At 42.7% G+C, this 18077-nt stretch carries 20 protein-coding genes; 19 read left to right on the top strand and 1 reads right to left on the bottom strand.

Features of this window, described 5'->3' with window-relative positions; genetic code table 11:
• Nucleotides 1-215 precede the first annotated feature (215 nt).
• The 19 genes from P8610_RS09150 (at nucleotide 216) to P8610_RS09240 (ending at nucleotide 17386) form a co-directional block, all read left to right on the top strand.
• Complete coding sequence (locus P8610_RS09150; RefSeq protein ID WP_394604113.1) at nucleotides 216-1400, top strand: ATP phosphoribosyltransferase regulatory subunit; 1185 nt, start codon at nucleotides 216-218, stop codon at nucleotides 1398-1400.
• Nucleotides 1397-2041 carry an ATP phosphoribosyltransferase gene (gene hisG, locus P8610_RS09155; RefSeq protein ID WP_289494505.1) on the top strand — a complete coding sequence of 215 codons (645 nt, stop codon included), beginning with the start codon at nucleotides 1397-1399 and terminating at the stop codon, nucleotides 2039-2041. Before P8610_RS09150 ends, hisG begins: the two co-directional genes overlap by 4 nt.
• The gene (gene hisD / locus P8610_RS09160; RefSeq protein ID WP_394604115.1) at nucleotides 2038-3309 is read left to right on the top strand and encodes a histidinol dehydrogenase; all 1272 of its coding nucleotides are present in this window, start codon (nucleotides 2038-2040) and stop codon (nucleotides 3307-3309) included. The genes hisG and hisD overlap by 4 nt, the downstream gene beginning before the upstream one ends.
• Nucleotides 3310-3906 carry an imidazoleglycerol-phosphate dehydratase HisB gene (hisB, locus tag P8610_RS09165; RefSeq protein WP_394604117.1) on the top strand — a complete coding sequence of 199 codons (597 nt, stop codon included), beginning with the start codon at nucleotides 3310-3312 and terminating at the stop codon, nucleotides 3904-3906.
• Nucleotides 3907-4548 (top strand): imidazole glycerol phosphate synthase subunit HisH, encoded by a 642-nt coding sequence (gene hisH, locus P8610_RS09170; RefSeq protein ID WP_394604118.1) that lies wholly within the window; start codon nucleotides 3907-3909, stop codon nucleotides 4546-4548.
• Nucleotides 4545-5276, top strand: a complete 732-nt coding sequence (gene hisA / locus P8610_RS09175; RefSeq protein WP_394604119.1) for a 1-(5-phosphoribosyl)-5-[(5-phosphoribosylamino)methylideneamino]imidazole-4-carboxamide isomerase — start codon at nucleotides 4545-4547, stop codon at nucleotides 5274-5276. The genes hisH and hisA overlap by 4 nt, the downstream gene beginning before the upstream one ends.
• Nucleotides 5276-6034, top strand: a complete 759-nt coding sequence (gene hisF, locus P8610_RS09180) for an imidazole glycerol phosphate synthase subunit HisF (protein ID WP_394604120.1) — start codon at nucleotides 5276-5278, stop codon at nucleotides 6032-6034. Before hisA ends, hisF begins: the two co-directional genes overlap by 1 nt.
• Complete coding sequence (gene hisIE / locus P8610_RS09185) at nucleotides 6031-6675, top strand: bifunctional phosphoribosyl-AMP cyclohydrolase/phosphoribosyl-ATP diphosphatase HisIE (protein ID WP_394604121.1); 645 nt, start codon at nucleotides 6031-6033, stop codon at nucleotides 6673-6675. The genes hisF and hisIE overlap by 4 nt, the downstream gene beginning before the upstream one ends.
• 53 nt (nucleotides 6676-6728) lie before the next feature.
• Nucleotides 6729-6941 carry a hypothetical protein gene (locus tag P8610_RS09190; RefSeq protein WP_394604123.1) on the top strand — a complete coding sequence of 71 codons (213 nt, stop codon included), beginning with the start codon at nucleotides 6729-6731 and terminating at the stop codon, nucleotides 6939-6941.
• Between the two features lie 242 nt (nucleotides 6942-7183).
• Nucleotides 7184-8809: a tetratricopeptide repeat protein gene (locus P8610_RS09195; protein WP_394604125.1), complete on the top strand. Its 1626-nt coding sequence runs from the start codon at nucleotides 7184-7186 to the stop codon at nucleotides 8807-8809.
• An 84-nt stretch (nucleotides 8810-8893) separates the two neighbouring features.
• Complete coding sequence (trxB, locus tag P8610_RS09200; RefSeq protein WP_289494513.1) at nucleotides 8894-9850, top strand: thioredoxin-disulfide reductase; 957 nt, start codon at nucleotides 8894-8896, stop codon at nucleotides 9848-9850.
• A gap of 581 nt (nucleotides 9851-10431) precedes the next feature.
• The gene (locus P8610_RS09205; protein WP_394604126.1) at nucleotides 10432-10890 is read left to right on the top strand and encodes an NUDIX hydrolase; all 459 of its coding nucleotides are present in this window, start codon (nucleotides 10432-10434) and stop codon (nucleotides 10888-10890) included.
• 51 nt (nucleotides 10891-10941) lie between these two features.
• Nucleotides 10942-11817, top strand: a complete 876-nt coding sequence (gene rapZ, locus P8610_RS09210) for an RNase adapter RapZ (protein WP_289494516.1) — start codon at nucleotides 10942-10944, stop codon at nucleotides 11815-11817.
• Nucleotides 11818-12768, top strand: coding sequence for a gluconeogenesis factor YvcK family protein (locus P8610_RS09215; protein ID WP_289494517.1), 951 nt, complete (start codon nucleotides 11818-11820; stop codon nucleotides 12766-12768).
• A gap of 40 nt (nucleotides 12769-12808) precedes the next feature.
• Complete coding sequence (gene whiA, locus P8610_RS09220; RefSeq protein ID WP_394604237.1) at nucleotides 12809-13750, top strand: DNA-binding protein WhiA; 942 nt, start codon at nucleotides 12809-12811, stop codon at nucleotides 13748-13750.
• A 41-nt stretch (nucleotides 13751-13791) separates the two neighbouring features.
• Entirely contained in the window at nucleotides 13792-14049 is a 258-nt protein-coding gene (locus tag P8610_RS09225; RefSeq protein ID WP_394604127.1) for an HPr family phosphocarrier protein, read from the top strand.
• Between the two features lie 142 nt (nucleotides 14050-14191).
• Nucleotides 14192-14491, top strand: a complete 300-nt coding sequence (locus P8610_RS09230; protein WP_394604128.1) for a hypothetical protein — start codon at nucleotides 14192-14194, stop codon at nucleotides 14489-14491.
• 236 nt (nucleotides 14492-14727) lie between these two features.
• Nucleotides 14728-16260: an anthranilate synthase component I gene (trpE, locus tag P8610_RS09235; RefSeq protein ID WP_394604129.1), complete on the top strand. Its 1533-nt coding sequence runs from the start codon at nucleotides 14728-14730 to the stop codon at nucleotides 16258-16260.
• 148 nt (nucleotides 16261-16408) lie between these two features.
• On the top strand, nucleotides 16409-17386 hold the full coding sequence (locus P8610_RS09240) for a zinc-binding dehydrogenase (RefSeq protein WP_394604130.1): 978 nt from the start codon (nucleotides 16409-16411) through the stop codon (nucleotides 17384-17386).
• Between the two features lie 58 nt (nucleotides 17387-17444).
• Here the strand turns inward: P8610_RS09240 and clpP are convergent, their stop codons facing one another.
• A complete protein-coding gene (gene clpP, locus P8610_RS09245; protein ID WP_137791692.1) occupies nucleotides 17445-18047 on the bottom strand; it encodes an ATP-dependent Clp endopeptidase proteolytic subunit ClpP in 603 nt (200 codons plus the stop codon).
• Nucleotides 18048-18077: the final 30 nt, after the last annotated feature.

Below are 18077 nucleotides of genomic sequence, written 5' to 3' on the forward strand. Positions count from 1 at the left end.
CATACTATTCCCTGAAATCCATTTTCTTAACTCCTGAAAAGAAACAGAAAATTCGTGTGAATTGGTTGACAGTTTTCAATAGGAAGTGTAGACTTACAACTAAATCTTTATCATGGTAGTACATTAGCAGACTAAAGTATTTATAACTTATTATTCACTTCACATATAAAGATTTATAACTTATTATTCACTTCACATATAAAGGATGAAGGAACATGTCAAAACCGTTTGTATTTGAAAAGCCGGCAGGAATGCGCGATACGCTGCCCGCGTTTTATCAAAAAAATGAAGACATTAAAAATACAATAAAAACTGAGATGGAGTCGTGGGGCTATCAGTTCATTCAGACTCCTACACTTGAATATCACGATACAGTTGGTGAGGCTTCTGCTATTTTAGATCAGCAGCTTTTTAAATTGCTCGATATGGAAGGCAAAACGTTAGTACTCCGCCCGGACATGACCGCTCCGATTGCGAGGGTCGTATCATCGAGCATGAAACATGTCGCATACCCGCTTCGTCTAGCTTATAGTTCTCCCGTTTTCCGTGCTCAGCAGCGTGAAGGCGGAAGGCCAGCTGAGTTCGAACAAGTAGGGATTGAATTGATCGGTGAAGGAACGGCAAGTGCGGAAGCAGAAACGCTCGCACTGATGACAGAGGTGATTCGAAAGAGCGGCATCACTTCCTTTACAGTAGCTGTTGGTCATATTGGCTTCGTTCAAGAGCTCCTGGCCGATATTTTAGGAAATGACAGCCGAGCAGGTGAACTGCTTCGTTATCTGAACGAAAAAAATTATGTAGGCTACACGTCACATGTGAAGCAGCTTCCGCTATCATCTATAGATACACAGCGTTTGTTGAAACTATTGGACTTAAGAGGCGGTGTTGAAGTTCTGGATGAAGCGCTGGCTCTAAATCCGAACTCGAAAGGACAGCAAACGCTCCAAGAATTAAAGACGTTATACAACCTACTTGAAGAATATGATGCGGCACAGAATATTGTTTTTGATTTTACATTGTTCAGTCACATGAGCTATTACACAGGAATTGTGTTTGAAGGATACGCAGCAGGCATCGGTGCGCCAATTGCCAGCGGTGGCCGTTATGATGATCTGCTCAGCCAATTTGATCGCAAAGCACCAGCGATCGGTTTTGCGATCCGCATGGACTATTTTATAGAAGCGTTAGGAAATAAAGGTGACAATAAAAACCGACAGTGTATTTTATATACAGGGAAGCGCAGAAAAGAAGCGCTGCAAATGGCAAAATCCAAACGAGCAGAAGGCGCACTTGTTGTGATGCAAGATCTGGCTGGGGTAAAAAACGTAGATGAATTCAGCAAACGTTTCGATGACGTTCATTATCTAATCGGAAGTCAGCAAGGAGAGGACTTTTCATGAGTACGGTTTTAACGATGGCAATGCCTAAAGGAAGAATTTTTGAGGAAGCTGTGGAACTTCTAAGACAAGCTGGTTATCCGCTGCCTCCTGAATTTGATGAATCCAGAAAATTGATCATTGATGCACCTGAAGCAGGACTTCGATTTATTTTAGCAAAACCGATGGACGTCCCTACCTATGTGGAACATGGGGTAGCGGATATCGGGATCGCCGGCAAGGACGTTATGCTTGAAGAAGAGCGTGACGTGTATGAAGTGCTGGACCTTAAAATTTCTGAATGCTATTTGGCTGTTGCAGGTCTGCCAGGCGGGAATGATCAGCGAGTAGCACCAAAAATTGCTTCTAAGTATCCGAATGTTGCTTCTCATTATTTTAGAGAGCAAGGACAGCAGGTCGAAGTGATCAAATTGAACGGATCAATCGAGCTCGCACCGTTAATCGGACTGGCGGATCGAATTGTCGATATCGTTTCAACAGGCCGAACGCTAAAAGAAAATGGACTCGTAGAACTTGAAAAAATTGCAGATATTACATCACGTCTGATTGTGAATCCTGCAAGCTATAGACTTCATGCAGCAAAAATCAACGATCTCGTGGAACGGATGCGCACACTCGTTGAAAGCAAGGAGGGTATTCAATGAAAATACAAGCTGTATCGGAATTGAAAAACCTTGAAAGAAGCGTAGAACAAAATACAGAAGCGCAAAGAAAAGCTGTTCTTGAAATTCTTCAAAACGTAAAAACAAAGGGTGATGAAGCCCTTTTTCAATATACGGAAAAATTTGATGGCGTTTCTCTGCAATCACTCCAAGTGACGAAAACTGAAATTGATGAGGCTATTTCCTCACTTGATTCAGAAATGGTTGAAATCATTACAGAAGCTGCCGCAAACATTCGTGAGTATCATGAAAAACAAAGAAGGCAATCATGGTTTTTCACCCGTGAAGATGGAACATTATTAGGTCAAAAAGTAACACCGCTTGATTCTGTAGGTGTTTATGTTCCAGGTGGAACAGCGGCTTACCCGTCATCAGTATTGATGGGTGTGATTCCTGCGAGCGTTGCAGGTGTGGAGGAAATCGTTCTCGTGTCGCCTCCAGGAAAAGATGGAAAACTTCCAGCTGCCGTATTAGCAGCCGCTTCTATAGCCGGTGTTAAACGAATGTTTAAAATTGGCGGCGCTCAAGCGATTGGAGCACTCGCATACGGAACAGAATCTGTGCCAAAGACAGATAAGATTGTTGGGCCAGGTAATATATTTGTAGCTCTAGCAAAGCGCGAAGTATTTGGCGTCTGTGATATTGATATGATTGCAGGACCGAGCGAAATTGCCGTATTAGCTGATGAAACCGCAAACGCACGATATATTGCAGCAGATCTATTGTCACAAGCAGAGCACGATCCGCGTTCTGCAGCTGTACTCGTAACAACTTCAAAAGAGCTTGCTGAAAAAGTTTCAACTGAAGTGGAGGTACAGCTTGCTGAACTTCCAAGACAAGATATCGCATTGCAGGCAATTCAGGAATATGGCGCTATCTATATCGTCAATTCACTTCAAGAAGGCGCAGATGTGATCAACCAGATCGCACCTGAACACTTAGAGATCATGACGAAAGATCCAATGAGTCTTCTCGGAAAAATTAAACACGCCGGAGCTATTTTTCTTGGAGAATATAGCTCAGAGCCTGTTGGGGATTACTTTGCAGGCAGCAACCACGTACTCCCTACGAGTGGGACAGCACGATTTTCAAGTCCGCTAAACGTGGATGATTTTACGAAAAAATCAAGTGTCATCAGATATAGTGAACAAGCAATTAACGAAAATGGCCGTAAAATTTCAGCATTTGCCCGCTTAGAGGGATTAGAAGCGCATGCGAGAGCGATCGATTTTCGACTGGAGGACAAGTAAATGAAAAAGCAGCTGCGACAACATACGATTGAACGGAATACAAAAGAAACTCAAATCAGTTTGTCTTTAGATATCGATGGAGAAGGACAAGCGGATATTCAAACACCCGTCCCATTCCTAAACCATATGTTAGATGCGATCGCGCGCCATGGACATTTTGATCTGACGGTAAATGCAGCAGGAGACGTTGAGATCGATGACCATCATACAACAGAAGACGTAGGGATATGTCTTGGACAAGCCATTCAAGGAGCACTAGGTGATAAGCGCGGGATTAAACGTTACGGAAATGCGTTTGTGCCGATGGATGAAACGCTGGCTCAAGTCGTGATTGATCTATCCAACCGTCCTCATCTAGAGTTTCGGGCAGAGTTTCCGAGTCAAAAAGTAGGTACATTCGATACAGAACTCGTGCATGAATTTTTCTGGAAACTTGCACTAGAAGCAAGAATGAACCTTCATGTGATCGTTCACTATGGCTCAAATACGCATCATATTATTGAAGCCATCTTCAAAGCTTTTACAAAAGCATTAGATGAAGCAACACAGATCGATCCACGTGTTAAAGGAGTGCCTTCTACGAAAGGAATGTTATAAATGATCGGAATTATCGACTATGGAATGGGCAATCTTCACTCTGTCTGTTCCGCTTTAAAAAGAATCAACCAACCTTATATCCTTTCTGGCAATCCTGAGGAACTTCATGAAGTCGATGGATTGCTGCTTCCTGGAGTTGGTTCCTTTAAAGATGCGATGACTGAATTAGAGAAAACGGGACTCGCTGATTTTATAAAAAAAGAAGCAGCTGGCGGGAAGCCTCTCATGGGCATCTGCCTTGGCATGCAGCTGCTGTTTGATGAAAGTACTGAGAATGGCTTAACTAAAGGACTTGGACTTCTGCCTGGAAAAGTAGAGCGTTTTTCAGGAACAACGAGTGAGGGCATTTCGTATAAAGTGCCACATATGGGATGGAACAATCTTAACTTTTTACAAAATGAACAGCCGTTATTGAGAGGCTTAGATGAAGGATATGTTTATTTCGTACATTCCTTTGTTGTGCAAACTGAAAATCGAGAAGTTCTAGCAGCGGTCGCTAACTATGAAGACGTTGAAGTACCTGCTGTTGTAGGAAGCGGAAGAATTATGGGTACGCAGTTTCACCCTGAAAAAAGCTCTGAAACGGGCATGGGAATGCTGCAAAATTTTTGCCGTTTTGTTGAGGAGGGAAAACAAAGATGAGTTCATTTATACTGTATCCAGCCATTGATATGCGTAACGGAAAATGTGTAAGGCTGATGCAAGGAGACTATAATCAAGAGACGATCTACGGAGATTCTCCGTTTGATATGGCCAAACAGTTTGCGGATCAAGGGGCAGAGTGGATTCATATGGTTGACCTCGATGGTGCAAAGGACGGCCGAAAAATCAATCACGAGCATGTGCTGCGTGTTGCAAAAGAACTTACCGCAAAAGTTCAGATTGGTGGAGGCATTCGTTCAATGGAAGATGTCTCTTATTACTTGGATGCTGGAGTTGACCGTGTGATCTTAGGCAGTGCCGCTGTTTCTGACCCGGATTTTGTTAGAGAAGCATTAGCTCAGTATGGTGGATCTAGAGTGGCAATTGGACTCGATGCACGTGATGGTTTTGTAGCAACAGAAGGATGGCTAGAAACTTCGCATATTTTAGCAATCGACTTAGCGAAACGACTTGTAGAAGAAGGTGCGGAAACCTTTATTTTCACCGACATCTCTAAGGACGGTATGCTGCAAGGGCCGAACGTGGAAGCAATCGGCGAATTAGCCGGTATCACAGGTAAAGAAGTCATTGCATCAGGCGGTGTAAGCTCTATCGAGGACCTCGTGAACTTAAAAAATGATGATCGTAAAATTGCAGGTGCTATCATCGGCAAAGCCTTGTACACAGATCGTTTCACATTGTCAGATGCGTTAGGAAGTGTGAAGTAATGCTGACTAAAAGAATTATTCCTTGTTTGGACGTTAAAGAAGGCCGTGTGGTAAAAGGCATTCAGTTTCTCAATCTTGTTGACGCTGGAGATCCTGTTGAACTGGCGCGCTTTTATGACTCAGAAGGAGCAGATGAGCTCGTGTTTTTAGACATTTCTGCAAGTCACGAGGGACGGGAAACGATGGTTGAAGTAGTTGAACGAGTTGCGGCAGAACTAGCGATCCCTTTTACAGTAGGGGGCGGCATTAATAAACTTCAAGACATGAAGCGAGTTTTACGAGCAGGCGCTGACAAGGTTTCAGTGAATACTGCAGCCGTTTTGCGGCCGGAATTGATCACAGAAGGATCGGATTATTTTGGTGCACAATGTATCGTTGTTGCCATTGACGCAAAGTATGATGAAGAACTCGGCTCATGGCGCGTATATACCCATGGAGGGCGTAAACCCACTCAGTGGGAAGTCACTGAATGGGCGAAAGAGGCTGTCAACCGAGGTGCTGGAGAGATTCTGTTAACCAGCATGGATCAAGATGGAGAAAAGTCTGGATTTAACTTGGAATTGACTAAAGCCGTGAGTGAAGCCGTAACGGTTCCTGTCATTGCATCAGGCGGTGCCGGATCTTCAAAGCATTTTTATGATGCTTTTACAGATGGCAAAGCAGATGCTGGGCTTGCTGCTAGTATTTTTCATTATAAAGAAACATCGATTGCAGAGGTAAAGACAGAATTGCGAAAGTTGGGGGTGTCTGTACGATGAATTTGGAAAAGCTGAACTTTGACGAAAAAGGACTGATTCCTGCTGTAGTCCAGGATTATCAATCAAAAGAGGTACTGACAGTCGCCTATATGAACAGAGAATCGCTTGAAAAAACAATCGAAATTGGTGAAACGGTATTCTTTTCAAGATCACGACAGGAATTATGGCACAAAGGCGAAACGTCCGGAAACACTCAAAAAGTAAAAAGCATCCGCTACGATTGCGATCAAGACGCAGTAGTCGTTCTAGTCGAGCCTCAAGGACCGGCTTGCCATACAGGATCATACAGCTGTTTTTCAGAAACGCTTTACAGTGCTGATGATAAAGCGGATGCACCAAACGCTGATCGATATGCGATTTTGACAGAGCTGCAAGAAGTCATTGCAAAACGAGAGCATGAGATGCCTGAAGGAGCGTACACAACTTACCTTTTTGAACACGGAGTCGATAAGATTTTGAAAAAGGTAGGAGAAGAAGCCGGAGAAGTCATCATCGCGGCGAAAAATCGTGATCCTGAAGAGCTGAAGTGGGAAGTTTCAGACCTTCTTTATCATGTATTGGTCCTTTTACAGGAGCAAAAGGTACCATTGGCTGAGATTTTAACTACATTAAAAGAAAGACATACGAAAAAAGACAATTGAGGGTAAGCTCTCGGTTGTTTTTTTTGTGGAATTTGGAACATGACGGTTGATTCTTGGCGTTTACGAGCGATTCTTGGCATTTACGAGCGATTCCTGGAGTTTACGAGCGGTTCCTGGCGTTTACGAGCGATTCCTGGATTTTACGAGCGATTCCTGGATTTCACGAGCGATTCTTGGATTTTACGAGTAATTCCTGGCGTTTACGAGCAATTCCTGGAGTTTACGAGCGGTTCTTGGCGTTTACGAGCGATTCCTGGAATTTATGAGTGTCCACAGAGATATATGCTCGCTCGCGGAGATTTTAGCTCGCCCACAAAAAGCTATCCCACCCTCCTCATCGCCTACTACACCGCCCTTCATCATTTTTGTCGAAACTTTCCTGCCCATTATTTACAGTTTAAGGGGTGTTACTCGAATTAGCCTATGTTATAATTTTTGGGTTGAAAACTTTGTAAACTGTGCGATGAAGAATGAAGTGAGTTTACATAGTAGATGGAGGAACTAAATTATGCATAAACAAAAAAGTGCCAGTGCAGTCAGCGGCCGTGTTCTTCCCTTTATCCAGGATGGGGATTACTTTTTTGAAAAAGGAATAAAAGCCTATAACAGGCGTGATCTATATACAGCAAAAAAAATGTTTGAGCGGGCCGTTACCTTCCAGCCGGAAGAGCCCTCTTTTTTATGTCAGCTTGCATCAACGCTCGCTGAGATCGGTGAATATGAAGAATCCAATAAACATTTGTTAAGCGCATTAGAGCAAGCGGGGTCTGAACTCTCAGAATGTCACTTTTTCCTCGCGAATAACTTTGCGCACTTAGGGTTGTATTCGGATGCGGAGAAACATGCTTCTTTATATATCGAATACGATCCGGACGGCGAGTTTGTTGAAGATACGCAAGAACTCTTAGATCTTATTTCACTTGAAACAGGAAATAAGTCTGCCAATTTGCCTCTTTCTACAGAAGAGGAGTTGATCAAACTGCATGATGAAGCGAGGCAGTCGATCGAACGGGGAGACCTTCCGCTTGCACAGCAGCAGCTGCGATCAATCATCACCGATCATCCGAAGTTTTGGGCGGCTTATAACAACTTAGCACTTACTCATTTTTATAAGAGCGAATTTGATGAGGCGATGGATGTTCTTCAGGATGTACTGGAAAAAAATCCAGGAAACCTAAATGCTCTTTGTAATTTAGCAATCTTTTTGTTCCATTTAGGAATGGATGAGCCTGGCGGAAAGCTGGTTGAGCGTTTAAAGACAGTCCACCCGATGCACCCTGAGCACCGTTACAAGCTTGGTAATACGTTCGGGCTATTAGAAGAACATATTTATGCTAACAAATGGCTTCAAACATTAAAAAAATCGTCATTTGTTTATGATCCTGTTACAACACATATGCTAGCGGTCTCGCATTATGCGCTTGGACAAAAAGAACTCTCTTTAAAGACGTGGAAAAAAGTGATTGAGCTTGATCCAGAAGGACATGTTGCGCCGTTTTATATGGAAAAAGCGATGAAGGATGAGCTGACTGTTTCAGGTGGAGACTATCAATATCGTGTGCCTTCAAGCAATCAGAACAAACCGAAAAAAGATCGTCAAATGAAAGCGATGGAACATATTCAGCAGGTACGTAAAGGACTGGAAAAAAATAAAATTACGCATTTATTTCTTTTGCGAGGGAATAAAAATGAAGAGGCTTATGCGACCCTACGTGATTTTTGCCTGCGTGAAGAAGAATCTCTTCTCGCTAAAGAGATTGCGGCAAACATAATGCTCGAACATCAACCGGAACTTTCTATCAAATTAGCTCATGATGGCGAACTTGTGGAAGTAGGAAGCCCATCTGAAATCATCAGCGAGGCACTAGACGTACTTCTTTTCATAAAAGAAAAAGGTTCAGCACTTGATGAACACGTTCTCTTTTATTGGTCAGAAGCGATTAAATTTGCTGAACTGTCTGGAGAACGAATCTTTGATAATCAAAAAGCAATCGCTGCAGCAATCGATCACTTAGCTCGCAAACAAAAGGGACGATCTACTCAAAAAGCCGTGGCTGAGCATTATGAAATTTCGGTTTCTATGCTGTCATTAAGGATAAAAAAACTGATCGGCTGGGTAAATCGGGACGTCTGAGCAGAATGATGGACTTTACTCCTATGAGCCGATAGGATAAAGATATAATAAATAAGAATTTCCTTATATAAGGAGTGGGCTTTAATGACTGAAGAAAAAATTTATGATGTTGCCATTCTTGGTGCAGGGCCAGCTGGTATGACTGCAGCGGTTTATACTTCCCGAGCTAATCTAGATACGATCATGATTGAGCGAGGTATTCCTGGCGGACAGATGGCAAATACAGAAGACGTTGAAAACTATCCTGGTTTTGATCACATTTTAGGACCGGAACTTTCTAACAAAATGTTCGAACATGCAAAAAAATTCGGTGCTGAATACGCATATGGTGATGTAAAAGAAATCATCGACGGCGAAGAGTACAAAACGATTAAAGCTGGAAGCAAAACATATAAAGCGCGTTCGATCATCATCTCAACAGGTGCTGAATATAAGAAGCTTGGCGTACCGGGAGAAAAAGAATTTTCTGGCCGCGGTGTTTCCTATTGTGCCGTGTGTGACGGAGCTTTCTTTAAAAACCGTGAGCTCGTTGTTGTCGGCGGCGGTGACTCTGCGGTTGAAGAAGGAGTGTACTTAACTCGCTTCGCATCAAAGGTAACAATCGTTCACAGACGTGATAAACTTCGTGCGCAAAAGATCCTTCAGCAGCGCGCGTTTGACAACGATAAGATCGACTTTATCTGGAATCACTCTGTAAAAGAAATTCACGGTGAAAACAACAAAGTGAATAAAGTAACCCTTGTTCATTCTGAAACAGGTGAAGAGCAAGATTTCTCAGCGGATGGTGTTTTCATCTACATCGGAATGCTGCCTTTAAACGCAGCATTTAAAGATCTTGGCATCACGAACGAAAACGGCTATGTTGAAACGAACGAGCAGATGGAAACTCGAATCCCAGGTATCTTTGCAGCTGGAGATATTCGTGAAAAAACACTTCGTCAAATCGTTACAGCAACAGGTGATGGAAGTATTGCAGCACAAGCGGCTCAACACTATGTAGAGAGCTTAGCTGAAAAGCTAAAAAACGTAACTTCCAATTAATGTGATTGTAACAGTGGTGAAATAATTGTGGGGTAATATAAAAATAAGAAATTGACCCCCTTTTTATAAAGGCAAGACTTTGACACGGAGCTGTGCTTCGTGTCCTTTTTTTTGTGGGCTAATATATGAGAGAAAGTGGGTTGATTTCCGCTCCAGGTGTTTCGCTTTCCGCGGGGCAGGCGGTGAACCACATTTGGACGTTTCACTCTTAAGTGTCTCACCTGCCCGCCTGTCCCGCAGGAGTCTCAAACCTAGCGCTCCAATCAACCTTGCCAATGAAGAGAATCGTAAATGCCTGAAAGCTAGCTTTTAGTTTCAGGATGCTCATAGTTTTAAACAAGCGGTCATAGTGAACGGAGTATTTTGCTCAGAAGCTTCTCAGGTCAATGTCGCACAGATCCGTGCACATGTTGAAATAATTGCTTTAATTAATTTAATAGGTGATTTTCTCACATAATAAAATAAGATCAATACCATAAATTAGAATCCTAAAATACGTCAATCCCTTGAGGCCTCTGTATTGTGAGGGGTTACATAATTTAGTATACTAACAAGTAGGACATAGCCCTGAGGTGAAACAAGTGCAAAGAGTAACAAACTGTGTGTTAATTAGAGATAATCAAGTGCTTTTGCTTCAAAAGCCTAGACGGGGCTGGTGGGTAGCACCCGGTGGGAAAATGGAGTCTACCGAGTCTATTCGGGATTCTGTTATACGGGAGTACCGAGAAGAAACAGGTATTTACTTAAAGAATCCTCAACTAAAGGGAGTCTTTAATTTTATTATTAAAGAAGGCGACAAAATCGTCTCTGAGTGGATGATGTTTACCTTTTTTGCAACAGAATCAGAAGGTGTTGCATTAGAAGAATGTGAAGAAGGAATTCTTTCATGGAAGCCTGTTGAAGAGGTTCGTGAACTTCCGATGGCACCTGGGGATCATCACATACTTGACTATATGACAAATGGAAGCAACATGATTTTTGGAACGTTTACGTATACACCTGATTTTGAATTGCTTGCATATCGCTTAGACCCAGCATAACTCTGGGCTAGCCGCATATGAATTGAACATAGCTAACTGGGGGGAAATGGCATGGAAAGACATGATGTACAAATGGTGATTATTACAGGAATGTCAGGGGCCGGGAAGACGGTAGCCATGCAGAGCTTTGAAGATTTAGGCTTTTTCTGTGTTGATAATCTGCCACCTGCACTACTCCCTAAATTTGTAGAATTGATGCAAGAATCTGCTGGAAAGCTGAACAAAGTGGCCCTTGTAATGGATCTTCGCGGCCGTGAATTTTTTGATCAGTTGTTCTCAACGCTAGATCAATTAGCGGTCTCATCCGATGTTCAGCCGCAGATTTTATATTTAGATTGTAAGGATGCAACGCTTGTACGTCGATATAAAGAAACGCGCCGCTCACATCCGCTGGCGAAAAGCGGAAACCCTCTTCAAGGCATCACACAAGAACGTGAGATGCTTGAAGAACTAAAGGGAAGAGCTCAGCAAGTGTTGGACACGTCCGACTTAAAACCGCTTCAGTTGCGTGAGCGAATCATTCAGCGTTTTTCAGCGAATGCGGCTCACCCTTTTACAATTAATGTGATGTCTTTCGGATTTAAGTACGGTATGCCGATTGATGCTGACTTAGTATTTGACGTTCGCTTCTTACCGAACCCTCACTATATTGAGCACATGAGACCAAGAACAGGACTTGAAGCAGATATTTCTGAGTACGTATTAAAATGGCCAGAAACAAACATGTTCCTAGAAAAACTGCTGGATCTCCTGCATTTTATGGTTCCTCAATATAAAAGAGAAGGAAAGAGCCAGTTGATAATCGGAATCGGATGTACAGGCGGGAAGCATCGTTCTGTAGCTCTAGCTGAATATATCGGAAATGCACTTTCCAAAGAATATGTAACATTCAGCTCTCACAGAGATATGGGAAAGGATAAAGTATAGATGAAAAAGCAGCCGAAAGTGGTAGTGCTTGGCGGAGGAACAGGGCTTTCTGTTCTTCTCCGCGGACTGAAGCGCTATCCAGTTGATATCACTGCTATCGTAACGGTTGCAGATGATGGCGGCAGCTCAGGAAGGCTGAGGAGGGATTATGATATGCCTCCTCCTGGTGATGTAAGAAACGTGATCGCCGCTCTTTCTGAGGTTGAGCCGCTTGTGGAAAAAATGTTTCAGCACAGGTTTAAAGTGGGCGATGGGATTACCGGCCATTCACTAGGAAACCTGCTTCTTGCTGCCATGCATGATATTACGGGTGATTTTTTAACCGGAATTCGGGAACTTAGCCGCGTTTTAAACGTAAGAGGTCAAGTACTCCCTGCTGCGAAAAACAGCATTATTTTATGCGCGGAGTTGGAAGATGGGACGATTGTACAGGGGGAATCTAAGATCCCGCTGTCGAATAAGAAAATCAAACGTGTTTTCTTATCAGATGAGAAGATCGAACCTCTTCGTGAGAGTGTAAAAGCGATACAAGAAGCAGACTTAATCGTCATCGGACCAGGAAGTCTGTATACGAGCATCTTGCCGAACCTTTTAGTTAACGGAATCTCTAAAGCCATTCGCGAGGCAACGGCACCTAGAGTGTATGTTTGTAATGTGATGACGCAGCCTGGTGAGACAACGGACTATACGGCAGGCGATCACATTCAGGCATTGATTGACCATGTGGGCCACAATTTTATCGATGTTGTGATCGTGAACAATGAAACAATTCCTTCTGAATTTTTGGACCTTTATTTGGAAGAAGGTGCATCACAGGTTCAGTTTGATGAGGAACGGTTAAAGTCATTCGGAATCGGACTGGTCTGCGACAACATTATTCAATACGGTACGCTTGTAAGGCATGATGCTCAAAGGGTCTCTGACTTGTTGTTAGGACTTTTAGAAAAATAGTAAATGGTTTGTAATGGATGGAAGAGGGGTGGTGATGCAGATGTCTTTTGCTGCAGATACAAAAAAAGAATTAACGCAGCTCGAACTGAAAGATTGCTGTAAAAAAGCTGAACTGGCTGCTTTAATTCGAATGAATGGTTCCATCTCTTTCAGCAACAGAAAATTGATTCTGGATATTCCGACTGAAAATGCTGCTATTGCAAGAAGAATTTATACGCTGATCAAGCGTGTCTATCCTTATCACGTAGAGCTTTTAGTACGAAAAAAGATGCGCTTGAAAAAGAATAACGTCTACATTGTACGTGTTTCAGAAGAATCAAGAGCATTGTTGGAAGATTTGAAGATTATTGACGGGGCGTTTACATTTACCCGCAATATTGCAGAGGAATTTAATAAAAAAAGCTGCTGCCGCCGTGCATACATGAGAGGAGCTTTCTTAGCAGGTGGTTCGGTGAATCATCCTGAGACAAGCTATCATCTTGAGATTTTTTCAATGTATGAAGAGCATACGGTTGCATTGGCAGAACTGATGAACAAATTTAAGCTTAAAGCTAAGGTTCTGGAACGTAAAAAAGGCTATATTATCTATTTAAAAGACGGAGAAAAGATTTCAGAGTTTCTAACCTTGATCGGCGCCCATCATGCTGTTTTGTTCTTTGAGGATATTCGAATTCTAAAGGATATGCGGAACTCGGTGAACCGTCTGGTGAACTGTGAGACGGCAAACCTCAATAAAACGGTAGGTGCTGCCATGAGACAGGTCGAGAATATCAAATTCATCGATGAACAAGTAGGACTTGAAACACTTCCGGATAAATTACGCGAGATTGCGCAGCTTAGAGTGACTCACCAAGAAATTACCCTTAAAGAACTGGGCGAAATGGTATCATCTGGCCCTGTAAGTAAATCAGGTGTAAATCACCGATTACGAAAGATTGATGAAATAGCAACGAAAATTAGAAGCGGTCAACCCATCAATTGATGTTTTAAATAGAGAGATAAGGTTAGAGGAGGTAAGGTAGAATGGTTGAGAAGAAAGTAACCGTACAGTTAAAAAGCGGACTGCAAGCACGCCCAGCTGCATTATTTGTTCAAGAAGCAAACCGTTATACGTCTGATGTATTTGTTGAGAAGGAAGGCAAGAAAGTCAACGCAAAGAGCATCATGGGGATTATGAGTTTAGCCGTAGGATCTGGTGCTGAACTTGTATTAGCTGTTGATGGCCCTGATGAGAAGGAAGCGATTGAAGCATTATCGGCTTTTGTTTCAAAAGCAGAATAATTGGGGTCTGACCCCAGACAAATACAAACCGCCGTTTTGTCCATCTCGAATGGACAAACAGCGGTTTTTTTCTATTTTATAGGGTTGGCCTACAAACATCTCCTTATATACTGATAATAGAGGAAAAGGGGAGGCGATTATTTTGCATCATACAAGCTTTATGCATGACTGGTCGTTTGCCGCTGGTTTAACACTCTTGAACATGCTTTTAACCCTATATTTGATCAGACCCCGAAAAAGTACAATAAGGCTCATCTTCTGGGTTTCCATGCTGATTTTTATTCTTCTTTATCCCTTGGCATTAGCAGGTTACACGCTGCAGTATCCACACAGTTCAGGCTTGTTCTTAGGTTTGGCCTTCATGATTACGATTATTTTCAGCCTCATATTATTTTTTAGTGTTTGCTGGGTTTGGGTGATTCGGCACTCCTTTTACCGGTAAGAGATTGAAGGCTTAATCAACGGTTGACAGATAAGGGGTAACCCTATATATTTATCACTAATCAGGAGAATAGTAAGAGTTGAGATGAGTGGAGAGAAGAGAGCATAGCTTGAGCTGAGTTGAGAGTAGTTAATCCTGGATTACACCTCTTTCTTAGTTTATTAATGATGCATTTAAATCAGCCTCCGCTGTTACAAGCGAGAGGTTTTTATATTTTTGAAAGAGGTGAGGTATACATGTTTGTACCAACGTTAGAGGAAGTTGTATCTCTATCGAAAGAAAACTATAATGTGATTCCGATCGGTTTCACATATCTATCCGATCATGAAACGTGCATCTCTCAGTTTGAGAGAGTGCGACACGAGCAGCATGCGTTTCTCCTTGAAAGTGTAGAAGGCGGAGAACGTTGGGCTAGATACTCGTATATCGGTAGAAAACCCTTTTTGGTGGTTTCCTCCAAAGGGAACGAAGTCGATCTTAATTTTATAAAAGAAGATGAACTTATACAGAAACAAGGTTCTCCTTTAGATATCGTGAAAGAGTATATGTCGCGATACAAATCTCCTAAACACTCTTCTCTGCCTCCGTTCACTGGAGGTGCTGTTGGCTTTTTCGGCTATGACTTGATTCATACGTTTGAAAATGTGCCGAAACCAAAATCATCATCCAACCAAGAAAATGAAATGGAATTTTTGTTCACAGACGAAATCATTGTATTTGATCATCTGAAACAAAAAACCACAATCCTGTGCAATCTGCACGTTTCACCTGATGACAATGATAAAAGCATTCAAAAAAAGTTTAACGACGTTTGCAGGAGAATTCGCGAAACGTATCAAGAGCTGCAGCAAAACCCGAAAAGCAAGACAGTAAACGCAGAACAGCCGGTTGCCGTGAAAACAAGCAGCGGAGTTCGCTCTTCTCATACAACAGAAGAATTCTGTTCCATGGTGAAGCAGGCGAAAGAATACATTCAATCTGGAGATGTTTTTCAAGTCGTATTGTCACAGCGGTTTGAGCAGGAAACAGAAGCGGATCCGTTTGATGTTTACCGGCTTCTGCGCTCCATGAACCCATCGCCATATATGTATTATTACAAATCTAACGACACGTATATCGTAGGTGCCTCGCCCGAGCTTCTTGTAAAAGTAGATAACGGATGTGTGGAAAACAGGCCGATTGCGGGAACTCGTCCAAGAGGCAAGACTCGTGAAGAAGACCTTGCGTATGAACAAGACCTGCTCGCAGATGAAAAAGAGCGTGCAGAACATGTCATGCTAGTGGATCTAGGCAGAAACGATGTTGGTCGAGTCAGTGAATTTGGTTCTGTTGAGCTAGATTCTTATATGGAAATCGAGCGGTATTCACACGTGATGCACATGGTTTCACACGTGAAAGGCAGAATGCAGAAAGATAAAGATTTCTTTGATGCTTTGCGCTCGTGCATGCCTGCTGGAACGGTTTCAGGTGCCCCGAAGGTCAGAGCGATGCAGATCATCTCAGAACTGGAGAAGCAATCTCGAGGTGTATATGGAGGCGCTATCGGCTATTTAGGATTCAATGGTCAGATGGACTCGTGCATCGCGATTCGAACGATCGTGTTTCAAGACGGAAAAGCGTATGTACAAGCAGGTGCAGGTGTTGTTGCGGATTCTGTACCTGAACGTGAATACGAAGAAACGGTCAACAAAGCCAAAGCCATGCTGAAAGCAATCGAGGGGGGGACAGACCCCAGACAAATACAAATCCCTGTTTTGTCCATTCAGTGAGGACATCCAACACACCCAACAACCAAACACACTCGTAGCTTAAAGCCAGCCGCCATGAGCATTTTTCTATTATCACAGCATCAAAATGGATATACTGTCCCTTGTATCATTTTTAATAATCTTAATACTCGTAAAGGGGACTTAATAGATGAAAGCTTTATTGTTACAAGACAAAAACATGTGGCGCGAAATGAAGGTCAGTGAAACAGAAAAACCTGTTCCAGGACCAGGTGAAGTTCTTGTGAAAGTGAAGGCAGCGGGACTTAATCCAGTGGATTATAAAACGGCTACTAACGGAAATCCGAACTGGAGCTATCCTCATATTTTAGGACTAGACGCAGCGGGTGTTATTGAAGAAACAGGTGAAGGAGTTACAGAATTCAAACAAGGAGACCGTGTATTCTATCATGGCAACCTCGCGAAAAAAGGCGGATTCGCTGAATATGCGCTAACTACCGCTCATACGGCAGCTAGAATTCCAGATGGATTGTCATTTGAGGAAGCAGCCGCTCTTCCGTGTGCTGGAATGACGGCTTATCAAGCACTATTCCGTAAGATGAACCTGCAAGAAGGTGAAACGATTCTGATCCATGGAGGCGCAGGCGGCGTTGGCGGTTTTGCGATACAGCTTGCTAAACAGGTCGGAGCAACGATCATCACAACATGCTCGCCTGAGAATGAAGAATACGTTAAGAGCTTAGGAGCAGATCACGTCATTTTTTATAAGACAGAAGACGTTCACACGCGCATTATGGAACTAACAAACGAAGTTGGTGTAGATGCCGTTCTTGACACGGTTAGCCGAGTGAATGCTACTGAATCGCTAAAAAGCATCGCGTTTAATGGACGGATTGCGTTCATTGCTGGAAATCCGGATTATTCTGCTGTAAAACCCTTCAGCCAAGCTCTATCTTTTCACGAGATTGCACTAGGTGCTGTTCATTTTTCTAATTCAGTAAAAGCACAAAAAGATCTTGCTCTGATGAACGAAGAATTGGCTAAGCTTGTGGTCGAGGGCAAACTATCAGCTATGATTTCTGAAACAATTACATTAGAAGAAGTACCAGCTGCACTTACTAAGCTGGCTGAAAGGCACGTTAAAGGAAAAATTGTTGCTGTACTTTAAAAGAACATAAAAAAACAGGGCTGCTCAATAATGAAGCAGTCCTGTTTTTGTGATGATATTATTTTTTAATGTCTGTACTGTCTACAGACGTGATTAGTTTATCAACTAATCCATATTTAACAGCATCTTCTGCAAGTAGGAAATTATCACGATCTGTGTCGCGCTCAATCACTTCAAGCGGTTGACCTGTTTTTTCAGACAAGATTTTGTTAAGCTGTTCACGCATTTGAATAATGCGGCGTGCATGAATCTCGATATCACTCGCTTGTCCGCGTGTTCCGCCAAGTGGCTGGTGAATCATAACTTCTGAATTAGGAAGCACATAACGCTTACCTTTTTCACCTGCAGCTAATAAGAAAGCACCCATTGATGCTGCCATACCGATACAGATTGTGGATACGTGCGGCTTGATGAAATTCATTGTGTCATAAATCGCCATACCAGCTGTGATAGATCCACCTGGGCTGTTTATGTATAACGAGATGTCTTTATCAGGATCTTCAGCAGCTAGAAATAGAAGCTGTGCTACGATTGAGTTAGAAACGTTATCATCGATTGCACTGCCAAGCATAATAATACGGTCTTTTAACAGGCGGGAGTATATATCGTAAGCGCGCTCCCCACGGTTCGTTTGTTCAATTACTGTTGGAATTAAGTTCATGGAAATCCTCCTTCTCCTTTTTCAACTAAA

Origin of the sequence: Fictibacillus sp. UD, from assembly GCF_043558025.1 — a bacterium.
Lineage (GTDB): Bacteria > Bacillota > Bacilli > Bacillales > Fictibacillaceae > Fictibacillus.